General features: G+C 52.8%; 22 protein-coding genes. 6 read left to right on the forward strand and 16 right to left on the reverse strand.

The features are described from left to right. A partial coding sequence (locus HMPREF2954_RS13060) for a hypothetical protein (RefSeq protein WP_210398484.1) occupies positions 1 to 206 on the forward strand: 206 nt, incomplete at its 5' end. Beyond that, positions 203 to 826 (forward strand): 16S rRNA (guanine(527)-N(7))-methyltransferase RsmG, encoded by a 624-nt coding sequence (rsmG, locus tag HMPREF2954_RS09090; protein WP_045075327.1) that lies wholly within the window; start codon positions 203 to 205, stop codon positions 824 to 826. The genes HMPREF2954_RS13060 and rsmG, both read left to right, overlap by 4 nt. Positions 827 to 984: 158 nt before the next feature. On the opposite strand, the gene HMPREF2954_RS09095 is transcribed toward rsmG, so the two are convergent. The 3 genes from HMPREF2954_RS09095 to HMPREF2954_RS09105 form a co-directional block, all read right to left on the reverse strand. Then, positions 985 to 2,409: an alanine/glycine:cation symporter family protein gene (locus HMPREF2954_RS09095; RefSeq protein WP_049225358.1), complete on the reverse strand. Its 1,425-nt coding sequence runs from the start codon at positions 2,407 to 2,409 to the stop codon at positions 985 to 987. A 328-nt stretch (positions 2,410 to 2,737) separates the two neighbouring features. Further along, positions 2,738 to 2,956, reverse strand: coding sequence for a hypothetical protein (locus HMPREF2954_RS09100; RefSeq protein ID WP_045075321.1), 219 nt, complete (start codon positions 2,954 to 2,956; stop codon positions 2,738 to 2,740). 18 nt (positions 2,957 to 2,974) lie between these two features. Further along, complete coding sequence (locus tag HMPREF2954_RS09105) at positions 2,975 to 3,634, reverse strand: C40 family peptidase (RefSeq protein ID WP_045075319.1); 660 nt, start codon at positions 3,632 to 3,634, stop codon at positions 2,975 to 2,977. A gap of 170 nt (positions 3,635 to 3,804) precedes the next feature. Here HMPREF2954_RS09105 and HMPREF2954_RS09110 point away from each other — a divergent pair, with 170 nt between their 5' ends. Both HMPREF2954_RS09110 and hslO read left to right on the forward strand, forming a co-directional pair. Continuing rightward, positions 3,805 to 5,448 carry an ABC1 kinase family protein gene (locus tag HMPREF2954_RS09110; protein ID WP_045075316.1) on the forward strand — a complete coding sequence of 548 codons (1,644 nt, stop codon included), beginning with the start codon at positions 3,805 to 3,807 and terminating at the stop codon, positions 5,446 to 5,448. A 159-nt stretch (positions 5,449 to 5,607) separates the two neighbouring features. Beyond that, a complete protein-coding gene (gene hslO / locus HMPREF2954_RS09115) occupies positions 5,608 to 6,513 on the forward strand; it encodes an Hsp33 family molecular chaperone HslO (RefSeq protein ID WP_045075314.1) in 906 nt (301 codons plus the stop codon). 93 nt (positions 6,514 to 6,606) lie between these two features. Here the strand turns inward: hslO and mscL are convergent, their stop codons facing one another. Beyond that, positions 6,607 to 7,050, reverse strand: a complete 444-nt coding sequence (mscL, locus tag HMPREF2954_RS09120) for a large conductance mechanosensitive channel protein MscL (RefSeq protein ID WP_045075311.1) — start codon at positions 7,048 to 7,050, stop codon at positions 6,607 to 6,609. A gap of 282 nt (positions 7,051 to 7,332) precedes the next feature. After that, positions 7,333 to 8,121 carry an enoyl-ACP reductase FabI gene (fabI, locus tag HMPREF2954_RS09125; RefSeq protein WP_045075309.1) on the reverse strand — a complete coding sequence of 263 codons (789 nt, stop codon included), beginning with the start codon at positions 8,119 to 8,121 and terminating at the stop codon, positions 7,333 to 7,335. Positions 8,122 to 8,323: 202 nt separating this feature from the next. Here fabI and orn point away from each other — a divergent pair, with 202 nt between their 5' ends. Together orn and HMPREF2954_RS09135 are read left to right on the forward strand one after the other, a co-directional pair. Beyond that, positions 8,324 to 8,872 carry an oligoribonuclease gene (gene orn / locus HMPREF2954_RS09130; RefSeq protein ID WP_045075307.1) on the forward strand — a complete coding sequence of 183 codons (549 nt, stop codon included), beginning with the start codon at positions 8,324 to 8,326 and terminating at the stop codon, positions 8,870 to 8,872. Between the two features lie 373 nt (positions 8,873 to 9,245). Beyond that, positions 9,246 to 10,529, forward strand: a complete 1,284-nt coding sequence (locus HMPREF2954_RS09135) for a tetratricopeptide repeat protein (RefSeq protein WP_321178161.1) — start codon at positions 9,246 to 9,248, stop codon at positions 10,527 to 10,529. Between the two features lie 87 nt (positions 10,530 to 10,616). On the opposite strand, the gene HMPREF2954_RS09140 is transcribed toward HMPREF2954_RS09135, so the two are convergent. The 11 genes from HMPREF2954_RS09140 to ftsZ form a co-directional block, all read right to left on the reverse strand. Then, positions 10,617 to 11,576 (reverse strand): bile acid:sodium symporter family protein, encoded by a 960-nt coding sequence (locus tag HMPREF2954_RS09140; protein WP_045075303.1) that lies wholly within the window; start codon positions 11,574 to 11,576, stop codon positions 10,617 to 10,619. A 200-nt stretch (positions 11,577 to 11,776) separates the two neighbouring features. Then, the gene (gene rnhB, locus HMPREF2954_RS09145) at positions 11,777 to 12,367 is read right to left on the reverse strand and encodes a ribonuclease HII (protein WP_045075301.1); all 591 of its coding nucleotides are present in this window, start codon (positions 12,365 to 12,367) and stop codon (positions 11,777 to 11,779) included. 542 nt (positions 12,368 to 12,909) lie between these two features. Next, complete coding sequence (gene lpxB / locus HMPREF2954_RS09150) at positions 12,910 to 14,058, reverse strand: lipid-A-disaccharide synthase (RefSeq protein ID WP_457817856.1); 1,149 nt, start codon at positions 14,056 to 14,058, stop codon at positions 12,910 to 12,912. A gap of 60 nt (positions 14,059 to 14,118) precedes the next feature. Then, the gene (locus HMPREF2954_RS09155; RefSeq protein ID WP_045075296.1) at positions 14,119 to 14,919 is read right to left on the reverse strand and encodes an MlaA family lipoprotein; all 801 of its coding nucleotides are present in this window, start codon (positions 14,917 to 14,919) and stop codon (positions 14,119 to 14,121) included. Continuing rightward, entirely contained in the window at positions 14,916 to 15,194 is a 279-nt protein-coding gene (locus tag HMPREF2954_RS09160; protein WP_009312676.1) for an STAS domain-containing protein, read from the reverse strand. Before HMPREF2954_RS09160 ends, HMPREF2954_RS09155 begins: the two co-directional genes overlap by 4 nt. Before the next feature lie 98 nt (positions 15,195 to 15,292). Continuing rightward, complete coding sequence (locus HMPREF2954_RS09165) at positions 15,293 to 15,883, reverse strand: MlaC/ttg2D family ABC transporter substrate-binding protein (RefSeq protein ID WP_045075293.1); 591 nt, start codon at positions 15,881 to 15,883, stop codon at positions 15,293 to 15,295. Positions 15,884 to 15,922: 39 nt separating this feature from the next. Continuing rightward, positions 15,923 to 16,420, reverse strand: coding sequence for an outer membrane lipid asymmetry maintenance protein MlaD (gene mlaD / locus HMPREF2954_RS09170; RefSeq protein ID WP_045075291.1), 498 nt, complete (start codon positions 16,418 to 16,420; stop codon positions 15,923 to 15,925). Between the two features lie 50 nt (positions 16,421 to 16,470). Continuing rightward, positions 16,471 to 17,247, reverse strand: coding sequence for a lipid asymmetry maintenance ABC transporter permease subunit MlaE (gene mlaE, locus HMPREF2954_RS09175; protein WP_003760565.1), 777 nt, complete (start codon positions 17,245 to 17,247; stop codon positions 16,471 to 16,473). Positions 17,248 to 17,386: 139 nt separating this feature from the next. Continuing rightward, positions 17,387 to 18,187, reverse strand: a complete 801-nt coding sequence (locus tag HMPREF2954_RS09180) for an ABC transporter ATP-binding protein (RefSeq protein ID WP_003779745.1) — start codon at positions 18,185 to 18,187, stop codon at positions 17,387 to 17,389. A gap of 412 nt (positions 18,188 to 18,599) precedes the next feature. Then, a complete protein-coding gene (locus HMPREF2954_RS09190) occupies positions 18,600 to 19,055 on the reverse strand; it encodes a four-helix bundle copper-binding protein (RefSeq protein WP_039410569.1) in 456 nt (151 codons plus the stop codon). A 289-nt stretch (positions 19,056 to 19,344) separates the two neighbouring features. Further along, positions 19,345 to 20,538 (reverse strand): cell division protein FtsZ, encoded by a 1,194-nt coding sequence (ftsZ, locus tag HMPREF2954_RS09195; RefSeq protein WP_045075288.1) that lies wholly within the window; start codon positions 20,536 to 20,538, stop codon positions 19,345 to 19,347. Positions 20,539 to 20,723 lie beyond the last annotated feature (185 nt).

The following is a 20,723-nucleotide window of genomic DNA, read 5'->3' on the forward strand; positions in this document are numbered from 1 at the left end:
CGTCTGAAACCCGTAGCGTGGGCTTTGCCCACGACATGAGTGCAAAGACACGGATGGATTCGGATTGCCAGACCGCAAATTTTGCGGGCGTAGCCCACGCTACAACTCGCCGTCCCGACAACCTTACCCCCGCCCGCCCACGCCTTTCAGACGACCTTTTTTTCCGCTACCATAACGCCCGATACAAACACGGACAAACACCATGACCCCGACACAGCAACTCCAATCAGGCATACAGGCATTAGGTTTGGACCTATCCGCAGAACAGCAAACCCAACTGCTCGCCTATACCGGCCTGCTCAAAAAGTGGAATAAGACCTACAACCTCACCGCCCTGCGCGACGAAGCGCAAATGGTCAGCCACCACCTGCTCGACAGCCTGACCCTGCTCCCCTACCTCCAAGGCGCGCACACCATGCTGGATGTCGGCTCCGGCGGCGGACAGCCCGGCATTCCCGCCGCCATCTGCCGTCCCGACCTTAACATCACCCTCTTGGATGCCAACACCAAAAAAACCGCCTTCCTGCAACAAGCCGTCATCGAACTCGGACTCGCCAACGTCCGCGTCGTCAGCGGCCGCGTCGAAGCCGTTCAAGACTTCCAAGCCGACATCATCACCAGCCGCGCCTTCGCCGAACTCGCCGACTTCGTCAACTGGACGGCACACCTGCTGAAAGACGGCGGCCGCTGGGTCGCCATGAAAGGGGTGTATCCTGAAGAAGAAATCGCCAAACTCCCCGATACCGTCGCCGTCGAACGCGTCGAAGCCCTCCACGTCCCAGGCTTGGATGCAGAACGGCATATGGTGGTTTTGAAGAAGGTTTGAACCTTCCGAACGTTTAGCCTGAATATTGCAAAGGTCGTCTGAAAACCCGAAATAGGGCTTTCAGACGACCTTTGTATGTATGCGGAAGCATAAGCGTAGGCGTTTTGCCATTTCAGTCCGCTATAAAAAACCGCCCCATTACAGGGCGGTTTTTTGATTTACCAAATATCGGATTTGATTTTGCGTTTCAAACCCGGATGTTCGGAAAGTTTGAAGACGGGGTCTTTGCCCATTTTCAGTTTCGACGTGTAGTCCCTCAACAGCAGGAAGGCAAGCGGAGAGAGGAGCAGGATGGCGACCAGGTTAATCCATGCCATCGTACCCATCGCCATATCCGCCATATCCCAAACCAGCGGCACGTTGGCGACTGCGCCGAAATATACCCAGCCCAATACCATCATACGGAACAAGGCGGTCAGCAGCCAATGGCTTTTGATGAACTGCACGTTTGATTCGGCATAGGCATAGTTGCCGATGACGGTAGAGAAGGCAAACATAAACAGGATGATTGCCAAGAAGTCTGCGCCCCATGCGCCGACTTGGCTGATAATCGCTGCTTGGGTCAGCTCTGCGCCGCTCAAATCGCCGTAAGGTTGTTGGTAAACCAAAACGATAAACGCCGTGCAGGAACATACGATAATCGTATCGACGAATACGCCCAGCATTTGAATCATGCCTTGGGAAACAGGGTGTTTGACTTCGGCTGCCGCAGCGGCGTTAGGTGCAGAACCTTGACCTGCTTCATTGGAATACAGGCCGCGTTTGATACCGATCATCATGGTTTGCGAAATCAAGCCGCCGAGCAGGCCGCCGCCGGCTGCTTCAAAGTTGAACGCGCTGTCAAAAATCTGACCGAAGACGTGGGGAATCAGGCTGATGTTGGTGATGATGATGTAGAGCGCCATCAGCAGATACAAAGTCGCCATCAGCGGAACAAGCATTTCGGCAAAGCGGGAAACGCGGCGGATACCGCCGAAAATAATCGGCGCAGTCATGATGACCAATGCGACGCCGACCGCATGTTCGTCCCAGCCCCACGCGGCTTTGGCGGTTACGGCGATGGTGTTGGTTTGAACGGCTTCATAAACGAATCCGAAGCAGAAAATCAGGCTCAATGCAAATACGATGCCCAACCATTTTTGACCCAAGCCTTGGGTAATATAGTAAGCAGGACCGCCGCGAAAATGATGGTTGTCGTAATCGCGGATTTTGAACAACTGCGCCAGTGAAGATTCGACAAACGCCGAACTCATACCGATCAATGCGGTGATCCACATCCAAAATACCGCGCCCGGCCCGCCGCTACTGATGGCAATCGCCACGCCCGCGATGTTGCCCACGCCTACGCGACTGGCAAGTCCGGTAACGAAAGCCTGAAACGGCGTAATACCGTGCGGATCATCGCCTTGTTTGCGGCCGCCGAGCATCTCTTTGATACTGCGTCCGAGCAGGCGGAATTGTACGAAACCGGTGGCAAGTGTGAAGAACAGACCTGCACCCAACAATACATACACCAGCCCTGTCCACATCGGATCGTTGATTTTCTGAACCCATTGGTGCAGTAATTCGGTAAAGTTATCCATAAAAAGCCTTTCTAGATACGGCTCTCCGAAGGGATGATCCTGTCAAAGTGCCGCAAAGCTGTTTTCAGACGACATCGGGACAACACCCAACGCCAAAACGCGCTATTCTAGCAGACTGTTGACAAACTGAAAAAACTTTACAGTTTCAGCATTGGCATAATCTTGATAAATATCATAGAGTTTCCTTGTATTACATGACACAGGCTCCGATTTGGGCAAGCAAAAAAGGTCGTCTGAAGCATATTGCAGCTTTCAGACGACCTTGCTGTTTTACGGTCCATAAAAAACGGCATGGCAAGAGCCATACCGTCGTATGGGATAGTTTCGACTAAGCTTTCGGGTATGGGTTTTCCACACCTTCAATCAAGGCTTGCAGGTATTCGCGCAACTGTTTTTCACTGCAGCCCATCAGAAGCGCGTCTTCAAATGCGTCTTGCGCCGCCTGATAAAGCTCGGTCATGTTTTCCGTCATGACTTTCACTTTTTCAGTGCAGGATACGATTTGCCCGTCGTCGTCGTACCATTTGGGCATTTCAGGCATACTCACGTTGTTGCTTTCCTAGACTTAATTGAGAAAACGGGACGGATCGTTTTTCTTCACGCGGCGTGCAAAGGCGTATTTAGCGTTCCAGTATTTGTTGCTGAGGCTGGTGATTTCAATGCGTTTGCCGGTACGCGGAGCGTGGATGAAACGGTCGTTGCCGATGTAGAGTCCGACATGGGAAATCCTGCCGCGTCCCATCGTGCGGAAAAATACCATATCGCCCGGCTGTAATTCGCCGCGGGATATGCCGACACCCATTTTTGCCTGTTCGGCGGAGGTACGGGGGAGATTCAGCCCCATTGAGCGTCTGAAGATATGCTGCATGAAGCCGCTGCAATCGAAACCTGTGGATGCTGATGTGCCGCCGTAACGGTAGGCAACGCCCAAAAGCCCCATCGCGCTGCCGATGAGTTCGTCGGCACTATCCGAACTTCTCGATACACGGACGGGTGCGGCCGGAGCTGAAGGAATGGAATGTGCAACAGGAGTTGCCGCGCGCGCGGGTTGGAAATTTATCTGCGGAGCCTGTGCGGGGGCAGGCTGTTTTGCATCTTCAAATTGGTTTAAAACCTGCTGCCTGTTTTTAACGAACACGTCCAGTTCGTCGGCGTTTGCAAAATGAATGCCGGACAGCATACAGGCCGAAACCAATAGTGCCGCCAGCCTGGATAAGGCTTTCATGTTTGACTGATTCCATTTTCAGACGACCTGTCTGCCGCCTGCTATTATGTTATTCTGTATCTGGGATATTCAGGCGATTGTATATAAAAAACAGGATGTTTGGCAAAAAAGCGTCTGTTATATTGCGTTAAAGCGTTGTTTATAAAAAATTTTGCGAAAATATTCAACCAATGATGATACCTACTCTGCTCGCTATGCGCGACTTTTCCAGAATGCGCGAAATTATTACCGTACTGACGAAATACGGCTTGGGCGGCTTTGTGCAGCGCATCCGTTTGGGCGCGGCGAGCGGGGACGAAGTGCATCCCGACAGCCGTTATATGAGTACGCCGCGACGCTTCCGCAAAGCGTTTGAAGAGCTGGGGCCGACCTTCGTCAAACTCGGTCAGGTATTGTCCACGCGGGTCGATATTTTCGGGGCGGAGTGGATTGAAGAGTTCGAACAACTGCAAAGCAACGTCGCGCCGATACCGTCGTCTGAAATCTATACTTTGGTCGAAGCCTATCTGGGCAAACCCGTTTCCGAAGTATTCCGCAGCATAGACCCGAAACCCGCCGGCAGCGCGTCGGTGGCGCAGGTACACCGTGCCGAACTTTTAGACGGAACCGCCGTCGCCGTCAAAGTCAAACGCCCCGACATCGAGCCGGTCATTCAGGCGGATCTGCGGATTTTGAACCACCTCGCCAGACTGATGGAATCCGAAATCCCCGAAGTGCGCCGTTACCAGCCCGTATTGATGGTCGCCTATTTTGCCAAAAGTCTGGCGAAAGAAACCGATTTATCGGTGGAGCTGCGTTATATGCAGCGCTTCGGTCAGACCTTTTCAGACGACCTCTTGGTCCGTATCCCCGCCGTCTATCCCGACATTTCCAACCGGCACATCCTCGTACAAGACTACATCGGCGGCACGCTCCTGAAAGACGCCGACCTCGACACCATGCCCCACACCTTGCGCAGCGGGCTTGCCGGACGGATTACCGACACCCTCTTCACCATGATGCTGCGGCAAGGCTTTTTCCATGCCGACCCCCATCCGGGCAACATCTTCATCAACGACAACGGCGGCATCACCTTCATCGACTTCGGGCTGGTCGGACACCTCGGCAACACCCGCCGCCGCGAAATCCTCAACCTTATCAACGCCCTGACCAACAACGACGCGCTGCTCATCCAATACGTCCTCAGCGACTGGGCGCAGGGCGATTTGCCCGACGAAAACCTGCTCGGCGCCGATGTTTTGGAAATGCTGCTCAACTACGAACACACGCCCATCCGCGACCTGCGCGTCAGCCAAGTCATCAACGACATCACTTCCATCATGCGCCGCCACGGGCTGACCCTGCCCGGCGACCTCGTGATGCTCTTCAAAACCCTCATCACCCTCGAAGGCGTCGTCAAACGGCTCGACGGCAGTATCGAACTGCTCGAACGCGCCAAACCCATCACCGAAGCCGCTGTCAAAGAACAAGCCTCCGCCGCCCACATCGCCCGCAACGCCAAAACGCAACTGCGCACCCTGTTGCAAATGGCAGAGTCGCTGCCGCAAGACTTCTTCAGGCTGACCAGAATGCTGCAAAAAGGCAAATTCGGCATCACCCTAGACCTCAAGCAGTCAGACCGCATCAGCCATCAAATCGACAGTGCCGCCAACCGCCTGACCATGGGCATCGTCACCGCCGCCCTGATTATCGGTTCGTCCATCGTCATGAGCATAGACACCGGCCCCAAGTTTATCGGCTTCGTCGGCTACCTTATCGCTTTCGCCAACAGCCTGTGGATTATCTGGTCGGTGTGGCGGTCGGGGAAGCACTAGCTGCACGTTTACTCAGATAATCAATCAGCTCAAAAACAAACAGGTCGTCTGAAAACCAAGGGCGCAGGATTCGCCAAAACGTTTTCAGACGACCTTGATTTCCCTGCGGACGCAACCATATAGCCGTCAATCCGTCATCCAGATATAACAGAGGAATTTATGCCGCAAACCCAGATCAACCACGCCGACATCCGCACCCGTTTCATCTTCGACGATATGCCCGTTCGCGGTCTGCACGTCCGCCTTGAAAACGTATGGAAACACATCGTCGGACAAAAACACTATCCCGCCGCCATCCGCCGCGCCTTGGGCGAACTCCTTGCCGCAGGCGCGCTCCTGTCCGGCAACCTCAAAACCGACGGCACGCTCATCGTCCAAGTTCAAGGGCAAGGTCGTCTGAAAATGCTCGTCGTCGAAGCCACTTCCGACCAAACCGTCCGCGCCACCGCGCGCTGGGACGAAACCGCCGAAATCAACGACGACGAAAGCCTGACCGACCTTCTCGGCAGCAACAGCGTCTTCGTCCTCACCCTTCAGCCCAAAGACGCAGAACCTTGGCAGGGCGTCGTCCCGCTCGAAGGCGGCAGCATCGCCCAAATGCTTATCAACTACACCAAACGCTCCGAACAGCTCGATACCCAAATCGTCCTTGCCTCATCGGACGATGCCTGCGGCGGACTTTTGGTGCAACGCCTGCCTGAGACAGAACCTGACGCGGCATCATGGGAACACGTCGGCACGCTGGTTCAAACCCTGACTCCCGAAGAACTGACCGGGCTGGACGCGCAACACGTCCTCTACCGCCTCTTCCACGAAACCCCTCCTCGCGTCTTCGATCCCGAAAGCATCGAATTCGCCTGCACCTGTTCGCGCGGAAAAGTCAGCGATATGCTGCTCATGCTGGGCGGCGAAGAAGTCGGCGGCGTGGTCGCAGAACAAGGCAGCATCCAAATCGACTGCGACTTCTGCCATACCAAATACGTCTTCGACGAAACCGATGTCAACGCCCTCTTCGGTGCCGATGTCGTCAACGCCGTCCTAGACGAAGCCAAGCGTCTGCAATAAACATCAACGCTTAATATTAATTAAGCAAAGGTCGTCTGAAACCAAACATGCGGTTTCAGACGACCTTTTATTTCAAATCTTCAAAAGATTAGATTATTTTTTGTTCAAAGAGTCGCGGATTTCGCGCAACAGCAATACTTCTTCGCTAGGCTCTGCAGGTGCTTCTTCGGCAGGTGCTTCGGCTTTTTTCATGGAGTTCAACGCTTTGATAACGGCAAAAATCGCAGCAGCAATGATCAGGAAGCTGATAACGGAGTTAATGAATAGGCCGAGGTTCAGGGTAACAGCACCGGCTGCCTGGGCTGCTGCCAAGCTGGCATAGCCGCCTTCCGGAGCAGCTTGCGCGCCGTCTTTCAGGGTAATGAACAGGTTGGAGAAGTCAACGCCGCCGATCAACAGACCGATAGGGGGCATGATTACGTCGTCAACCAAAGATTTAACGATGCCGCTGAACGCAGTACCGACGACCATACCGACTGCCAAGTCGATAACGTTGCCGCGCATAATAAACTGTTTAAATTCTGAAGCAATAGACATAAATGTCCTCCTGTATGTTTGTGGATAATAAAGTGAAATTTTAAAAAAAGCGCATCCGAAACGACGGACGGGCTTTTCCAAACCGGCAGGCATGGTATCGTGTTATTCGTTAAACAAAATTTATAAAAGTTAAAATTTGTATATATGACAAAATTCCCGAAATATGCCGCCTTTTATATGAAAAAAGAACCGTCTGAAATCGAAGTGTAACTTTTTTACACCACTTATTCAGACGGATTTTTGCGTAATAAGTTGTCTTTTTCTACGAAATATTACAAATAATTACGCCTCTTCATCGTTCAGGGCGTTGATGCTGTAACCGCCATCAACGTAAGTGATTTCGCCGGTAATGCCTGAAGAAAGTTCGGAGAGCAGGAAGGCGGCAGTGTTGCCGACTTCGTCGATGGTTACGTTGCGGCCGAGCGGGTTGTGGGAAGCGACGTGTCCCAAGAGTTTGCTGAAATCGGCAATGCCGGAAGCAGCGAGGGTTTTGATCGGACCGGCGGAAATGCCGTTGCAACGGATGCCTTCTTTGCCCAAGCAGGCGGCGGTAAAGCGGATGCCTGCTTCGAGGCTGGCTTTTGCCATGCCCATGACGTTGTAGTTGGGAATCGCACGAACCGCGCCCAAGTAGCTCAGGGCGACGATGGCGGAGTTTCTGCCGCGCATCATCGGACGGGCGGCTTTTGCCAATGCGGGCAGGCTGTATGCGGAAATTTCGTGTGCGGTGTTAAACGCTTCGCGGCTGATGCTGTCGAGGAAGTCGCCGCTCAAAGCTTCTTTCGGAGCAAACGCGATGGCGTGCACCAAACCGTCGAGGCCGTCCCAATGTTTGCCCAAGTCAACGAAAACTTGGTTGATTTCGTCGTCGCTGGCAACGTCGCAGCGGAACACGAGTTCGGAACCCAATTCGGCGGCCATTTTGCGGACGCGCTCTTCCAGTTTGTCAACAACGTAGGTAAACGCCAAATCCGCGCCTTGTTCGCGGCAGGCTTTGGCAATGCCGTAAGCGATGGAACGCTCGGAAATCATGCCGGTGATCAGGATTTTTTTACCTTGCAGAAAACCCATTTTTTGTCCTTTAAAGTGTGGTATTGCGGTTTGATGAAACTGGGCATTATAGCAAACTGGGGGCGGTTTCGGTATAGAAAACAAGAGATAACCTGTCGTCCTGACGGAAAACGAAGGTCGTCTGAAACCTTTTCAGACGACCTTTGCACATCAAATCCCTTATAATGCCGCCCATTGTTTTCAACGGAAAAGGCTGTCTGAAATGACCCAAAATGCAAGCAACCTCTGCTGGCTCGATATGGAAATGACCGGGCTTGACCCCGAACGCGAACGCATTATCGAAGTCGCCATGATTATTACCGACTCCGATTTGAACGTCTTGGCGCAGTCCGAAGTTTATGTCGTCCACCAAAGCGACGAACTGCTCGACGGCATGGACGAATGGAACACCGCCACCCACGGGCGTACAGGATTAACCCGGCGCGTGCGCGAATCGCAACTCACCGAAGCGGAAGTGGAGCAGAAACTGCTGGACTTTATCGCGCAATGGATTCCCGAAAAAGCCACGCCTATGTGCGGCAATTCCATCCATCAAGACCGCCGCTTCATGGTCAAATACATGCCGCGCCTCGAAGCGTATTTCCACTACCGCAATCTGGACGTATCCACCCTGAAAGAACTCGCCAAACGTTGGAATCCGCCCGTTGCCAAAGGCGTGGTGAAACGCGGCTCGCATCAGGCTTTGGACGATATTCTCGAAAGTATTGAGGAAATGCGCTACTACCGCGAAAACTTCTTGAAACTGCCTTAAATCACTGCTAATAGTAACTGGAAACACAAAAAGGTCGTCTGAAAACTCAAATCCATCCTTTCAGACAACCTTTTTATATTTTGAAAGTCTGTGTAGCGCGCTTACGTCAGTCATACACCCTCCCGAAATCTACGCATCTCCTGCCAAATGCCGCCGTATCAATGCGGTAAACCGACAAAAATGCCGGTTCCAAATTTCAAGATTCTGAACAAACGCTGACACACAATTACAGAAAACAGTATAATACACTACTCAAAATGCCTATTCCGATGCCATGACCATCATTCCCAAACGATTATCGCTGCAAGATATCGTCCCGACAGAACCCCCTTTCGAGGGCAATCTTCGGGACTTTTTGCCTTTGCGGCAAATCATGGAAGACGGGGACGAAAAAGCAGTATACCGTATGTGCGGCATGCTGCTTGGCGGCAAGGAAAACCGTAGGGCATTATCAGGCATAGAATACATCGCATCCGGAGGGTTTCCGGATACGGCATACAGGTTGCTGCACTGGAGCGACCGTTTCGGACTGTCTGCCGACAAACTGCTGGATGCTTACGCAGATTTCGGTGAACGCGGGTTCTTAGCGGCGCAAACCGCGCTGATGCGTTATTACGCAGAACGCAACGACCTGCAATTTCTCTATTGGGCACAATGCGCCGCCCCGCAATCCCCTGAAGCGCAATACCTTATCGCGCGGCAGTATGCCCTGGCGGGTAATTGGGAAAAGGCACTAAATTGGTACAACCAGGCAGCCTCCCAGGGCTGGGCGCAGGCATGCCTGCAATTAGGGAAATCCTTCCTTTACGGCTGCGGCGTTTCTGCCGACTCTGCGCAGGCAGAAGTCTATTTGGAATATGCCGCCGAACACGGCTGGGTCGAAGCGCAAATCCTGCTGGCAGATTTATTGTCGGCAAAAGGAAACAAAGACGCCCTGTCTTGGTACAGTCTTGCCGCCGTTCAGGGCAGCGCGGCGGCGCAAACCGCCTTGGCACGGCAATATCTGACCGGCAAGCTGACCGACCGCGACCCGTTACAGGCGTTCAAATACGCCAGAACTGCCGCAGACAGGCAGTTTCCGGACGCGTTATGCCTGATGGGCGACCTCTGCCGCTACGGACTGGGCATACGCCCCGACTTATCCGCCGCGCAACAATACTACCGCCACGCCGCCGCATTGGGCAGCATGGCCGCCGTACAGAAGCTGCTCAGCGAGGCCGCCCTGCACCAACCCGAACATTACGAAAAACTCAAATCCGAAGCCTTGCAGCGTCAGGAAACCGAGCAGCTTTGCCGCTCTGCCGCCGCCTGCCTTGACGGCATCGGACAAAAAAAAGACTACGCGCGCGCACGACAGCTTTATCTGGAAGCCGCCGTCTGCAATCATGCCGATGCAGCAGCCGGTTTGGGCAAAATCTATTATCACGGTCTGGGCATTCCTGCCGATGCCGGTTCGGCGGCGTACTGGTTCGGCATAGCGGCGGAACAAAACCATCCTGAAGCGCAATATTATTCGGCATTCCTCCTCTACCACGGACAAGGTACCGCCATGAATGTTCCCGCCGCCTACGATTACCTTCAGGCGGCAGCAGACAACGGATATGGCAACCCGCAGGAACTCAGGGCAATATTGGAGCAATGGCAGTGCGAACGTTGAAGATAAGCCGCCGTTGATTTCCATCCGGCAATAATAAAAGGTCGTCTGAAAACTTTCAGACGACCTTTTGTCTTTTGCCGAACTCTTTTAATCGGACAATTCCGCTTTCGATTCTTTATCTGCTTTCGCCGACCAATAAGATGCGAGCAGCGAGCCAGAAATGTTGTGCCACACGCTAAACAGCGCGCTGGGTACGGCGACGACAGGGGCTGCGGCAAAATGCGCGGCCGCCAATGCCGCACCCAAACCGGAATTCTGCATACCGACTTCGATGGCGAGCGTTTTTTGCGCATCGTACGGCAGCTTGCAGATTTTGGCTGCGAAAAAGCCGAGCAGGTAGCCGATGGCGTTGTGCAACACCACGACACCGAAAATCAACAGTCCGCTCTCAATGATTTTGCCTTTGCTCGCGCCGACGACCGCACCGATAATCAGCACAATGGCAACGACAGAAACCAAAGGCAAGGCAGCGGTAGCGCGTTCGGTCTGTTTGCGGAACACAGTATGTGCAACCACGCCGAGCGCGATGGGCAGCAACACCATTTGAACAATGGAAACAAACATCGCCTGCGCATTGATGTCGAGCATTTCACCTGCCAAAAGCAGGAAAATAGCAGGCGTCAGCAGCGGAGCCAGCAAGGTGGAAGCCGATGTAACTGCGACGGACAAGGCAACGTTGCCGCGCGCCAAAAAAGTCATCACATTGGAAGCCGTACCGCCCGGACAGCAACCGACCAAAATCACGCCCACAGCAACTTCAGCAGGCAAATTTAACAACTTGACCAAAAAATAGGCAGTCAGCGGCATGATAATGAATTGAGCCGCCACGCCGATAAGGACGGCTTTTGGATGACTGGCGACAATTTTAAAATCTGACGGCGTCAGCGTCAGCCCCATGCCGAACATAATGATGCCCAAAAGCCAAGTGATGTAAGGCAGTACCCACTTGAACAATTCGGGGTCGAAGAAAGCAACGGCGGCGCACAATGCCGCCCAAAATGAGAAGGTTTTGCCGACAAAGTGGCTGATTCGTGCAATAGTGTTCATAAATAGTATGTGCGGTACGGTTGATAAGATTATTGATAAGGAGAACAGTGAAATAAAGCAACACACAAACATCAAAATCTGTTTGGCCGTTGATATTTGTTTCACATCCGTCTAAACGCGAAGCATACACGGCTTTGTAACGGGATGTAAAGAAAAGGTCGTCTGAAAGCGTTTCAGACGACCTTTAAGCCATTCTGCCCTCACTCAAACAACCTGCCCTGCGCCAGCAACGCCTTCACGGGTGCGAAATCGCAGCGGTGTTCGGGCAGCACACCGTATTTTTGCAGGGCGGCGAGGTGTTGCGCTGTGCCGTAGCCTTTGTTTTTGTCGAAACCGTATTGCGGATAACGTTCCGCCAACGCATACATCTCGGCATCGCGCGCGGTTTTGGCGAGGACGGAGGCGGCGGAGATTTCGATGATTTTGCTGTCGCCCTTGACGACGGCTTCGGCGGAAATGCCCAAATCTTTCGGAACGCGGTTGCCGTCTATCAATACCTTATCCGGCACGACCGCCAACCCGTGTACGGCACGGCTCATTGCCAGCATGGTAGCGTGCAGGATGTTGAGTTCAGCGATTTCTTCGGGCGACGCGGAGGCGACGCTCCACGAAACGACTTGTTCTTTGATCAACACCGCCAAAGCATCGCGCTTCTTCTCGCTGAGTTTTTTCGAATCGGTCAGGCCGTGCAGGTCGTAACGTTCGGGCAGGATGACGGCGGCGGCAAACACGCTGCCGACCAGCGGCCCGCGCCCTGCTTCGTCCACGCCCGCAAGGAGGATGGGAGACATAGCGTTTCAATGATACGGTTCGGTTAACGGGAGAGGTCGTCTGAAAAAGTTTTTCAGACGGCCTTTTAAATGATATAGCGGGTTCAAATAAAAATAATGTCGGGTTTACTACCATTATTTTTATCTGTACGGGAGCAGCGACAGTTTTGCAGTGAACCCAAGCCCGCCGCCCTACCCTGTTTTATGCTGTGAAACGGTTTTCGCGGGCAAAGCCCACGCTACAAAAAAGGCCTGTCAATTTCGGTGGGCATTCATGTCCGACAAGCCATATGGCCTATTCACTTAATTTTTGATGCAGAGTGCCCATCACCCGCCGTCATTCCCGCGCAGGCGGGAATCCAGAAGTTTGAAATGATGGCAATCTCTAATAGTCCTGACAAGTTGAGGACTGGATTCCCGCCCGCGCGTGGTTTTCTGATTTGAATTTACTGCAAAACCATCAGACTCGGTCCGCAGGTCGGGCATGCTCATCAAACAATAAGTATCAGAGGTCGTCTGAAAGCGTAGCTTCAACGAAGTGAAAACGGGTGCAGCGGGTTTCGCTAAAAGCCTGCTTCGGACAATACGGCTTCAGCCGCCAATGCATCGGTATCTTTCTTCAACAGCAAATGCAGTTCGCGAAAATCCTGTTTCAGCGCGGCGGCGGCTTCGGGGTGGTCGTACCAATAGGCAACGGCGGCGGCGAGTTTTTCCGGCTCGGCATCGTGTTGCAAAAGTTCCGGCACGGCGGCTTTGTCCAACAGGATATTGGGCAGGCCGACATGCGGCACTTTGACTTTACGTTTCACATAAAAATAGGTCAGCGGCGAAATTTTGTAGCTGATGACCATCGGCCGTTTGCACAAGGCGACTTCAAGGGTGGCGGTGCCGCTGGTTACCAAAACAACATCGGCGGCGGTGCAGACGGTATCGGACTGTTTGTCGGTGATGGTAACGGGAATGGAGGAAAATTCGGGCTGCGCCAGAATTTCACCGATGCGCCTGCGAGTAGCGGCGGTGGCGGCGGGAAGCAGGAATTGCGCCTGCGGATAGCGTTTGAGCAGCAATAAGGCCGTCTGAAAAAACAAAGGAGCCATATAGTCGATTTCGCTGACACGGCTGCCCGGCAGCAAGGCGAACACGACAGCTTCGGTTGCAACGCCCAACTTGGCGCGCGCGGCGGCACGGTCGTCGTCCAGCGGCATGGTTTGCGCCATCGGATGACCGACAAACTCGGCTCTGCCGCCCGCATCAAGGTAAAGCTGCGGCTCCATTGGGAACAGACACAGCACGCGGTTGACCTGATGCACGATTTTGTTCACCCGTTCGCGCCGCCACGCCCACACCGACGGGCTGACATAATGGACGGTAGAGATGCCCGCCTTTTTGAGTTTTTCCGCCACGCCCAGATTGAAATCGGGCGCGTCGATGCCGACAAAGACATCAGGTTTGATGCGGATAAGGTCGTTCACCAGCCCTTTGCGGATTTTCAGGATTTCGGGCAGGCGTTTGACCACCTCGACAAAGCCGCGCACTGCCAGTTTTTCCTGGTCGTACAGGCTCTCAAACCCTTCCGCCTTCATGCGTTCGCCGCCGATGCCGATGAATTTCGCATCGGGGCGGCGTTGTTTGATGGCGCGGATAAGGTGCGCGCCGAGCAGGTCGCCGGATGCTTCGCCGACGCTGATGGCGATCAGTGGGGAATGGTTCATCATCGTTACAGGAAAATAGATTGAGGTCGTCTGAAAAGGTTTTCAGACGACCTTATGAGATTATTCGGTAGGAATCGGCTCAAATTCGGCAGCGGATTGCGAAAACGGTTCGGCAAAATCGGTTGCCCCGGGTGCATCGCTGTCCACCAATTCGTCGATGTCGATATTGTCGTCCTCGCCTTGCGGTAATGTTCCGCCGGTTTGGCGGCTGCGCACTTTCATGTAGAGGTCGCGGGTGTAGCTGTATTTGTCGATGGCTGCGCCTTCGAGGCTGTCGGTCAGGTCGAGCAGTTCTTTACGGGTGTTGATGGCCTGCAGGCCGATTGTGCCCCAGCGTCCTGCTCTGGTGTGGAAGACGGCGTTTTTAACTGGGTAGACGGTGGTAACGGCGTTGCCAATGGTATCGCGTACGGTAGATGGGCCGAACAGGGGGACAACGAAGTAGTTGCTGTTTTTCCAGCCCCATGAGGCGAAGGTGTCGCCGAGGGTGTTTTTATTGCTGGGTACGCCGCCTGCACCGGCTACGTCGATTAAACCGCCAAGGCCGAAGGTGGTGTTGATGCCGACGCGGACGAGGTCTTCGCTGGCGCGTTTGACGTCAAGGCGCAGAACATTGCTGCCGAAGCTGACGACATCGCGCAGGTTGTTGAAGAAGTTGCTCACGCCGGTGCGGACGGGCTTGGGCGTTATTTTGCGGTAGCCGCGTGCGACGGGGGCGAGGACGTATTGGTCGGCCTTGTCGTTGAATTTGAATACGGCGCGGTTGTAGCCTTCGTAGGGGTCGGCGGGATTGGTTTCGGCAAATGCGGGGGTTGAGGCCATGCCGATGAGGAGTAGGAGTGAAGCGGTGGTTTTTTTCATGGGTTTAACCAGTCTTTGATTTCGTAAAGCTCGGACAGGGTACGCACGGATTCGGGTATGCCTTGCAGGGTGATTTTTCCGTCCGGACGGCGCAGTGCGTCAAGCAGCAGGGACACGCAGGCGGAATCAGCGCGTCCGACGCCGCTCAAATCGACCGCGCGGGTGTCTTTCAGACGACATTGCTGCCTGAAGCGGGTAAAGGCGTCGGCGGTCAAGGTTTTGACGGTAATGTCGCCGCTGATGTGCAACGTGCCGTCGCGAAGTTCGGTTTGCATGGCTGTCTTGTCAACTTAATCTTGGATGATAAAACCTGAAGGTTATTGTGTGCGAAAGCCATGTCGTCTGAAAACGGACGGCATGACTTATCTTTGCATTATTTGCTGCCGTTTTTGGCTTTCAGTTCGGCAATCAGTCCGTCCACGCCTTTGGCTTTGATGGTTTCGCCGAATTGGTTGCGGTACACGGTTACCAAGCTTGCGCCTTCGATGGCGACGTTGTAGGCGCGGTATTTATTGCCGCTTTGGTAGGTGGTAAAGTCCATGTTGACGGGTTTTTGACCGGGTACGCTGACTTCGGCGCGGACGATGATTTCTTTGCCGCCTTTATTGACAACGGGGTTGTCTTTGACGTTGACGTTGGCGTTTTTGAATTTCAACATGGTGCCGGAGTAGGTGCGGATCAGCAGGGTTTGAAATTCTTTGGTCAACGCTTGTTTTTGCGCGTCAGACGCGGTACGCCAAGGGTTGCCGACTGCCAGCGCGGTCATGCGTTGGAAATCGAAATAGGGAATCGCATAGGCTTCGGCTTTTTGGCGGGCGGTGTTGGCATCGCCGTTTTTTAAGATGCTCAATACTTGAGTGGCGTTTTGACGGATTTGGTTCACTGCGTCGGCAGGGGCGGCAACCGCCATGCTGATGCTCAAGATGCCGATGCTCAGTGCGCTGATGAAAGAGGTTTTTTTCATGATTAAGTGTCCTAAAAGTATGAATATGATGGTGTACGTTTACTCGGTGGCTTTTGCCGCATCGTCGCCGCCTGCCGCGTTTTTCTCGGCGAAGCTGGTCATGAATTTACCGATCAGGTTTTCCAGAACCATGGCAGAGCTGGTAACGGAAATGGTATCGCCTGCGGCGAGGGGCTCCGTGTCGCCGCCTTGTTGCAGACCGATATATTGTTCGCCCAACAGGCCGGAGGTCAGGATTTGCGCGGAAACGTCGCTGCTGAACTGATATTTGCTGTCCAAATCGAGACGGACTTTCGCTTGATAGGATTTCGGGTCAAGCTCGATGGAGCCGACGCGTCCGACCAATACGCCCGCAGATTTGATCGGCGCGTTGGCCTTCAGGCCGCCGATGTCGCTGAAATCGGCATATACGGTATAAGTCTTGCCGGAATTGCCGAACGCTGTACCGCCCGCCACGCGGAAAGCGAGAAAGCCGACCGCTGCCACGCCGAGCAGGACAAACAGTCCGACCCAAAATTCCAATACATTTTTTTTCATTAAAGTTCCTTGAATATCCAATGTTCTTTGTTTCGTTTTCAGACGACCTGTCAATCCGTAAACATCAATGCGGTCAACACAAAGTCAATTGCCAAAATCGTCAGGGCGGACGAAACCACCGTACGCGTGCTGGCGCGTAAAATACCTTCCGAGGTCGGTACGCAGTGGAAGCCCTGATGCACGGCAATCAGCGTTACCGCCACGCCGAATGCGGCGGATTTGATCAGACCGTTGATTACGTCGTAATGGATCGTGATGTTGTTCTGCATTTGCGACCAGAAAATGCCGCTGTCCAAGCCCAGCCAGGTTACGCCGACCAAATACGCGCCGTAAATCCCCGCCACGTTGAAAATCGAAGCCAAAAGCGGCATGGAAAACACGCCCGCCCAAAAGCGCGGCGCAACCACGCGGGCGACAGGGTTGACCGCCATCACGTTCATCGCTTCGAGCTGTTCGGTCGTTTTCATCAAACCGATTTCGCTGGTCATCGCACCGCCCGCGCTGCTGGCAAACAGAATCGCCGCCAACACCGGACCCAGTTCGCGCAACAGCGAAGCCGCGACCATATAGCCCAAAATATCGGCGGATTTGAATTTCGACAACTGCGTATAGCCCTGCAAACCCAAAACCATGCCGACGAAAAGCCCTGAAACGGCAACAATCAATACCGACAGCACGCCGGCAAAATACACTTGGCGCACGCTCAGGCGCGGACGGACGAAAGCCGTACCGGATTTCGCCAGAATGTTCAGCAGAAACAGCGTAATACTGCCGAGGGATTGAATAAAGCCGAGGGTTTTCGCCCCGACGGAACGGATAAAATTCATAGGTTTCCATTACGGATTAACGGGTTTCAGACGACCTTGTAGGATAATGGTAATGGGTCGTCTGAAAAATGATTTCGGCTTCAGTCAACAACGGTTCAAACGTTTCAGACGACGTCTGCAAACCGAGGTCGTCTGAAAACTACCCAAGCAAATCTTGCTGCAAAGACGTTTGCGCGGGATAGCGGTATGCGACGGGACCGTCTGCCAAGCCGCCGACAAACTGGCGCACCCAAGGCGAATCCAGTTCGCGCATTTCCTGCGGCGAGCCGGAGAACATAATTTCGCCGTGCGCCAAGAAAATCACTTGATCGACGATTTCCAAAGATTTTTCAATGTCGTGCGTTACCATAATACTGGTCGAACGCAAAGCCTTATTGACGCGGCTGATCAAGTGGGCAATCACGCCCAAGGAAATCGGGTCGAGGCCGGTAAACGGCTCGTCGTACAACATGATTTCAGGGTCGAGCGCGATCGTGCGGGCAAGCGCGACGCGGCGCGACATCCCGCCGGAGAGTTCGGACGGCATCAGATTTTCCACTCCGCGCAGACCGACCGCGTTCAATTTCAACAAAACCAAATCGCGGATAACCGCTTCCGGCAGGCGCGTCAGTTCGCGCATCGGAAAAGCGATATTGTCGAATACAGACAAATCGGTAAACAGCGCGCCGTGTTGGAACAACACGCCCATACGGCGGCGGTGTTCGTACAGTTCGTCAGCCGAAAAGCCCGCCAAATCACGTCCTTCAATCAAAACCTTACCCGACTGCGGATGAATCTGACCCGTAATCAGCCGCATCAGCGTGGTTTTGCCGCTGCCCGAACCGCCCATCACGGCGGCGAAGTTTCCTTGGGGAATGCTGAAATTGATATTGTTCAGAATCGGACGGTCGCCATACGCGAAGGCAACGTCTTTCATTTCGATGAAGGGTACGGAACTCATGAAAGGGAAGATAAGGCGGGATGTATTTTAATTACTTGCATTGTAAAGCTTATCAAGGTGTCGGGCAATTTTCAGACGACCTTATCAAGAAAACGTCTGTTAAGAAGCGTGAAAATCATGTGTTTGGCAGAAATTTTAAGACCATTGGAATGGTTAAGATTGAAGTCTTGCAACCTGTTGTCTTCATTTCAGAACGGGGCGCGTTACAGAACTTAATAATCCTAAACATACCGTTTTTCGCCAGCGCGTGAAATTTTAAATTTATGGCAAGATTTTGTAGGCAAAGACACAACATTCTACAAACAAAACTTACATTTCAAATAATTTTGTGAAAGCCATCCCCTTTAAACAAACCGGTCTGCCTGCAAAACAAAGTTTGTTTCACAGGCAGACCGGTAATTGACTGCGTCAATTAAGCAGCGATTTTTTCGCACTCTTTGATGCAGGCAAGGCAAGACTCATAGCATTGTTTGCATTCTGCGTGGTGGCCTGCGTGTTGTTTGCACGCTGCGGCACATTGTTTGCACGCCTCAACACAGACTTTTGCCAAAGAAGGGGTCAGCGGAGAGTTTTGGGCGGCAAGGTTTTGCAGCGCGCCACACAATGCCAGCATTTGGTTGACACCTGTTGCGCAATCTTTCATGGAAGTATCGCCTTGGCTCAGCAGTCTGATGCAGTGTGCCAAACAGATTTGACCTGCTTCAACACAGTGGGCAGCCGCTTTTCTGGCTGCTTCATAGGTTTTGGACGCAGCAGCAGGGGCAGCGTGGGAATGGCCTTTATGGTCATGATGTCCGTGGGCGCGGGCGAATGAAGCGGCGGCTGCCAAAGAAACGGCTGTACCACCCAAGAATTGACGACGGTTCATACTGTATTTCCTTATGTAATCATTGATATGAAGTGAAACATAACGAATCGCTAAAATCGAAGACAGCAGCTTTCTGCGCATCATTGATGTCGTCTGAAATCAGCCGTTTATGAAATTTTGAGCGATTGAACTACACTTACCGCCGCAATCCTATCATTCAACGGTTCGACAGACAATAAATCGAAAGTCGAGAATATACTTAATGAAGTATAAAAAGGTGAAGCCTCCATATATTCCAAACTATAAAAAAACCCGCCAACGATGTGGCAGGCTTTTTTAACAGAATGAATTATTTGTCCGAATTATTTTGACGACGTAAAATAGCCGGAATTTCAAAATCGTCCAAAACAGATTGATTACTGAAATCTGCGGCAGTCAAATTCATTGAGCGGATGCCTCTGTTGGTGCGAACCAAGCCATCCACATTACCAGCCTGCGCAGGCTGAGCTGCTTCGGCATTTCCGCTAACCAATTTTTGTGTACGGACTGCCGCACGCATTTGGTTTTCGCTGCCGTTTTCTTTCAAACCGGTCGCAATAATGGTTACGCGGATAGCGTCTTCGCCCATATTGTCGTCTTCGGCAGTACCGTATTTGCATTCTGCTTCAGGATGCGCATTCTCGTTAACCACTTTCATGATTTCACGATATTCGGACATTTTCAGGCAATCCGGAGCGGTAGTGATGTTCACCAATACGCCGCGCGCGCCATCCAAAGTCACATTATCCAGCAATGGGCTGGAAATCGCTTGTTCGGTTGCCAAACGGGCGCGGTCGATGCCTTGAGCAAAACCGGAACCCATCATGGCGATACCTTTGATACCCATTACGTTTTTAACGTCGGCGAAGTCAAGGTTGATGAACCCGGGACGGGTAACTACTTCGGAAATACCGGCTACAGCATCGCGCAGGACGTTGTCCGCCGCACGGAACGCTTCACGCATAGTGACGTCTTCGCCCAATGCAGTCATCAGCTTGTCGTTCGGGATGATGATCAATGAATCGACCTGGCCTTTGAGCTGTTCCAAACCTTCTTGGGCGATGTGTACGCGTTTGCCTTCGTAGCCGAACGGACGGGTAACGACCGCAACGGTCAGGATACCCATTTCTTTGGCAATCTCGGCAACCACAGGAGCCGCACCAGTACCGGTACCGCCACCCATACCGGTGGTGATGAACAACATATTCGCGCCGCGAATAGCATCTTCGATGGCTTCGCGATCTTCTTGTGCCGCAGCACGGCCAATTTCAGGATTGGCACCCGCACCTAAACCACGGGTCAGATTAGTACCCAATTGGATGCGTTTGGCCGCATTATTTTTACCTAAAGATTGCGCATCAGTATTGGCACTAATAAATTCAACACCTTGGATGATGTTGGCAATCATGTTATTGATAGCGTTGCAACCGCCGCCACCCAAGCCGATTACTTTAATGACCGCAGGGCTTGCGGCTGATTCAGCTACGTCGTAAACAAATTCCATTCAAATGACTCCTGCGCGCCCTGCATCGAGGACGGTCCAAAAATTAGATATTATCCGTATTATATAAGAAGTCTTCAGACACTGGCAAAATACTTCTTATTCATTCACCATTACCGTTATTTTTTTACTACATTTTTTAACAAAAGCATACAGGTTCTTAATTGTTGCAAGTAGTTTCATTCCGA

The organism is Neisseria sp. HMSC067H09 (assembly GCF_001814135.1).
Taxonomy (GTDB): domain Bacteria; phylum Pseudomonadota; class Gammaproteobacteria; order Burkholderiales; family Neisseriaceae; genus Neisseria.

Excerpts from the sequence above, each read along its gene's own strand:
- rsmG (WP_045075327.1), top strand. The coding sequence starts at position 203 with ATGACCCCGACACAGCAACTCCAATCAGGCATACAGGCATTAGGTTTG.
- HMPREF2954_RS09095 (WP_049225358.1), bottom strand. The coding sequence starts at position 2,409 with ATGGATAACTTTACCGAATTACTGCACCAATGGGTTCAGAAAATCAAC.
- HMPREF2954_RS09105 (WP_045075319.1), bottom strand. The coding sequence starts at position 3,634 with ATGAAAGCCTTATCCAGGCTGGCGGCACTATTGGTTTCGGCCTGTATG.
- HMPREF2954_RS09110 (WP_045075316.1), top strand. The coding sequence starts at position 3,805 with ATGATGATACCTACTCTGCTCGCTATGCGCGACTTTTCCAGAATGCGC.
- hslO (WP_045075314.1), top strand. The coding sequence starts at position 5,608 with ATGCCGCAAACCCAGATCAACCACGCCGACATCCGCACCCGTTTCATC.
- mscL (WP_045075311.1), bottom strand. The coding sequence starts at position 7,050 with ATGTCTATTGCTTCAGAATTTAAACAGTTTATTATGCGCGGCAACGTT.
- fabI (WP_045075309.1), bottom strand. The coding sequence starts at position 8,121 with ATGGGTTTTCTGCAAGGTAAAAAAATCCTGATCACCGGCATGATTTCC.
- orn (WP_045075307.1), top strand. The coding sequence starts at position 8,324 with ATGACCCAAAATGCAAGCAACCTCTGCTGGCTCGATATGGAAATGACC.
- HMPREF2954_RS09135 (WP_321178161.1), top strand. The coding sequence starts at position 9,246 with ATGGAAGACGGGGACGAAAAAGCAGTATACCGTATGTGCGGCATGCTG.
- HMPREF2954_RS09140 (WP_045075303.1), bottom strand. The coding sequence starts at position 11,576 with ATGAACACTATTGCACGAATCAGCCACTTTGTCGGCAAAACCTTCTCA.
- rnhB (WP_045075301.1), bottom strand. The coding sequence starts at position 12,367 with ATGTCTCCCATCCTCCTTGCGGGCGTGGACGAAGCAGGGCGCGGGCCG.
- lpxB (WP_457817856.1), bottom strand. The coding sequence starts at position 14,058 with ATGAACCATTCCCCACTGATCGCCATCAGCGTCGGCGAAGCATCCGGC.
- HMPREF2954_RS09155 (WP_045075296.1), bottom strand. The coding sequence starts at position 14,919 with ATGAAAAAAACCACCGCTTCACTCCTACTCCTCATCGGCATGGCCTCA.
- HMPREF2954_RS09160 (WP_009312676.1), bottom strand. The coding sequence starts at position 15,194 with ATGCAAACCGAACTTCGCGACGGCACGTTGCACATCAGCGGCGACATT.
- HMPREF2954_RS09165 (WP_045075293.1), bottom strand. The coding sequence starts at position 15,883 with ATGAAAAAAACCTCTTTCATCAGCGCACTGAGCATCGGCATCTTGAGC.
- mlaD (WP_045075291.1), bottom strand. The coding sequence starts at position 16,420 with ATGAAAAAAAATGTATTGGAATTTTGGGTCGGACTGTTTGTCCTGCTC.
- mlaE (WP_003760565.1), bottom strand. The coding sequence starts at position 17,247 with ATGAATTTTATCCGTTCCGTCGGGGCGAAAACCCTCGGCTTTATTCAA.
- HMPREF2954_RS09180 (WP_003779745.1), bottom strand. The coding sequence starts at position 18,187 with ATGAGTTCCGTACCCTTCATCGAAATGAAAGACGTTGCCTTCGCGTAT.
- HMPREF2954_RS09190 (WP_039410569.1), bottom strand. The coding sequence starts at position 19,055 with ATGAACCGTCGTCAATTCTTGGGTGGTACAGCCGTTTCTTTGGCAGCC.
- ftsZ (WP_045075288.1), bottom strand. The coding sequence starts at position 20,538 with ATGGAATTTGTTTACGACGTAGCTGAATCAGCCGCAAGCCCTGCGGTC.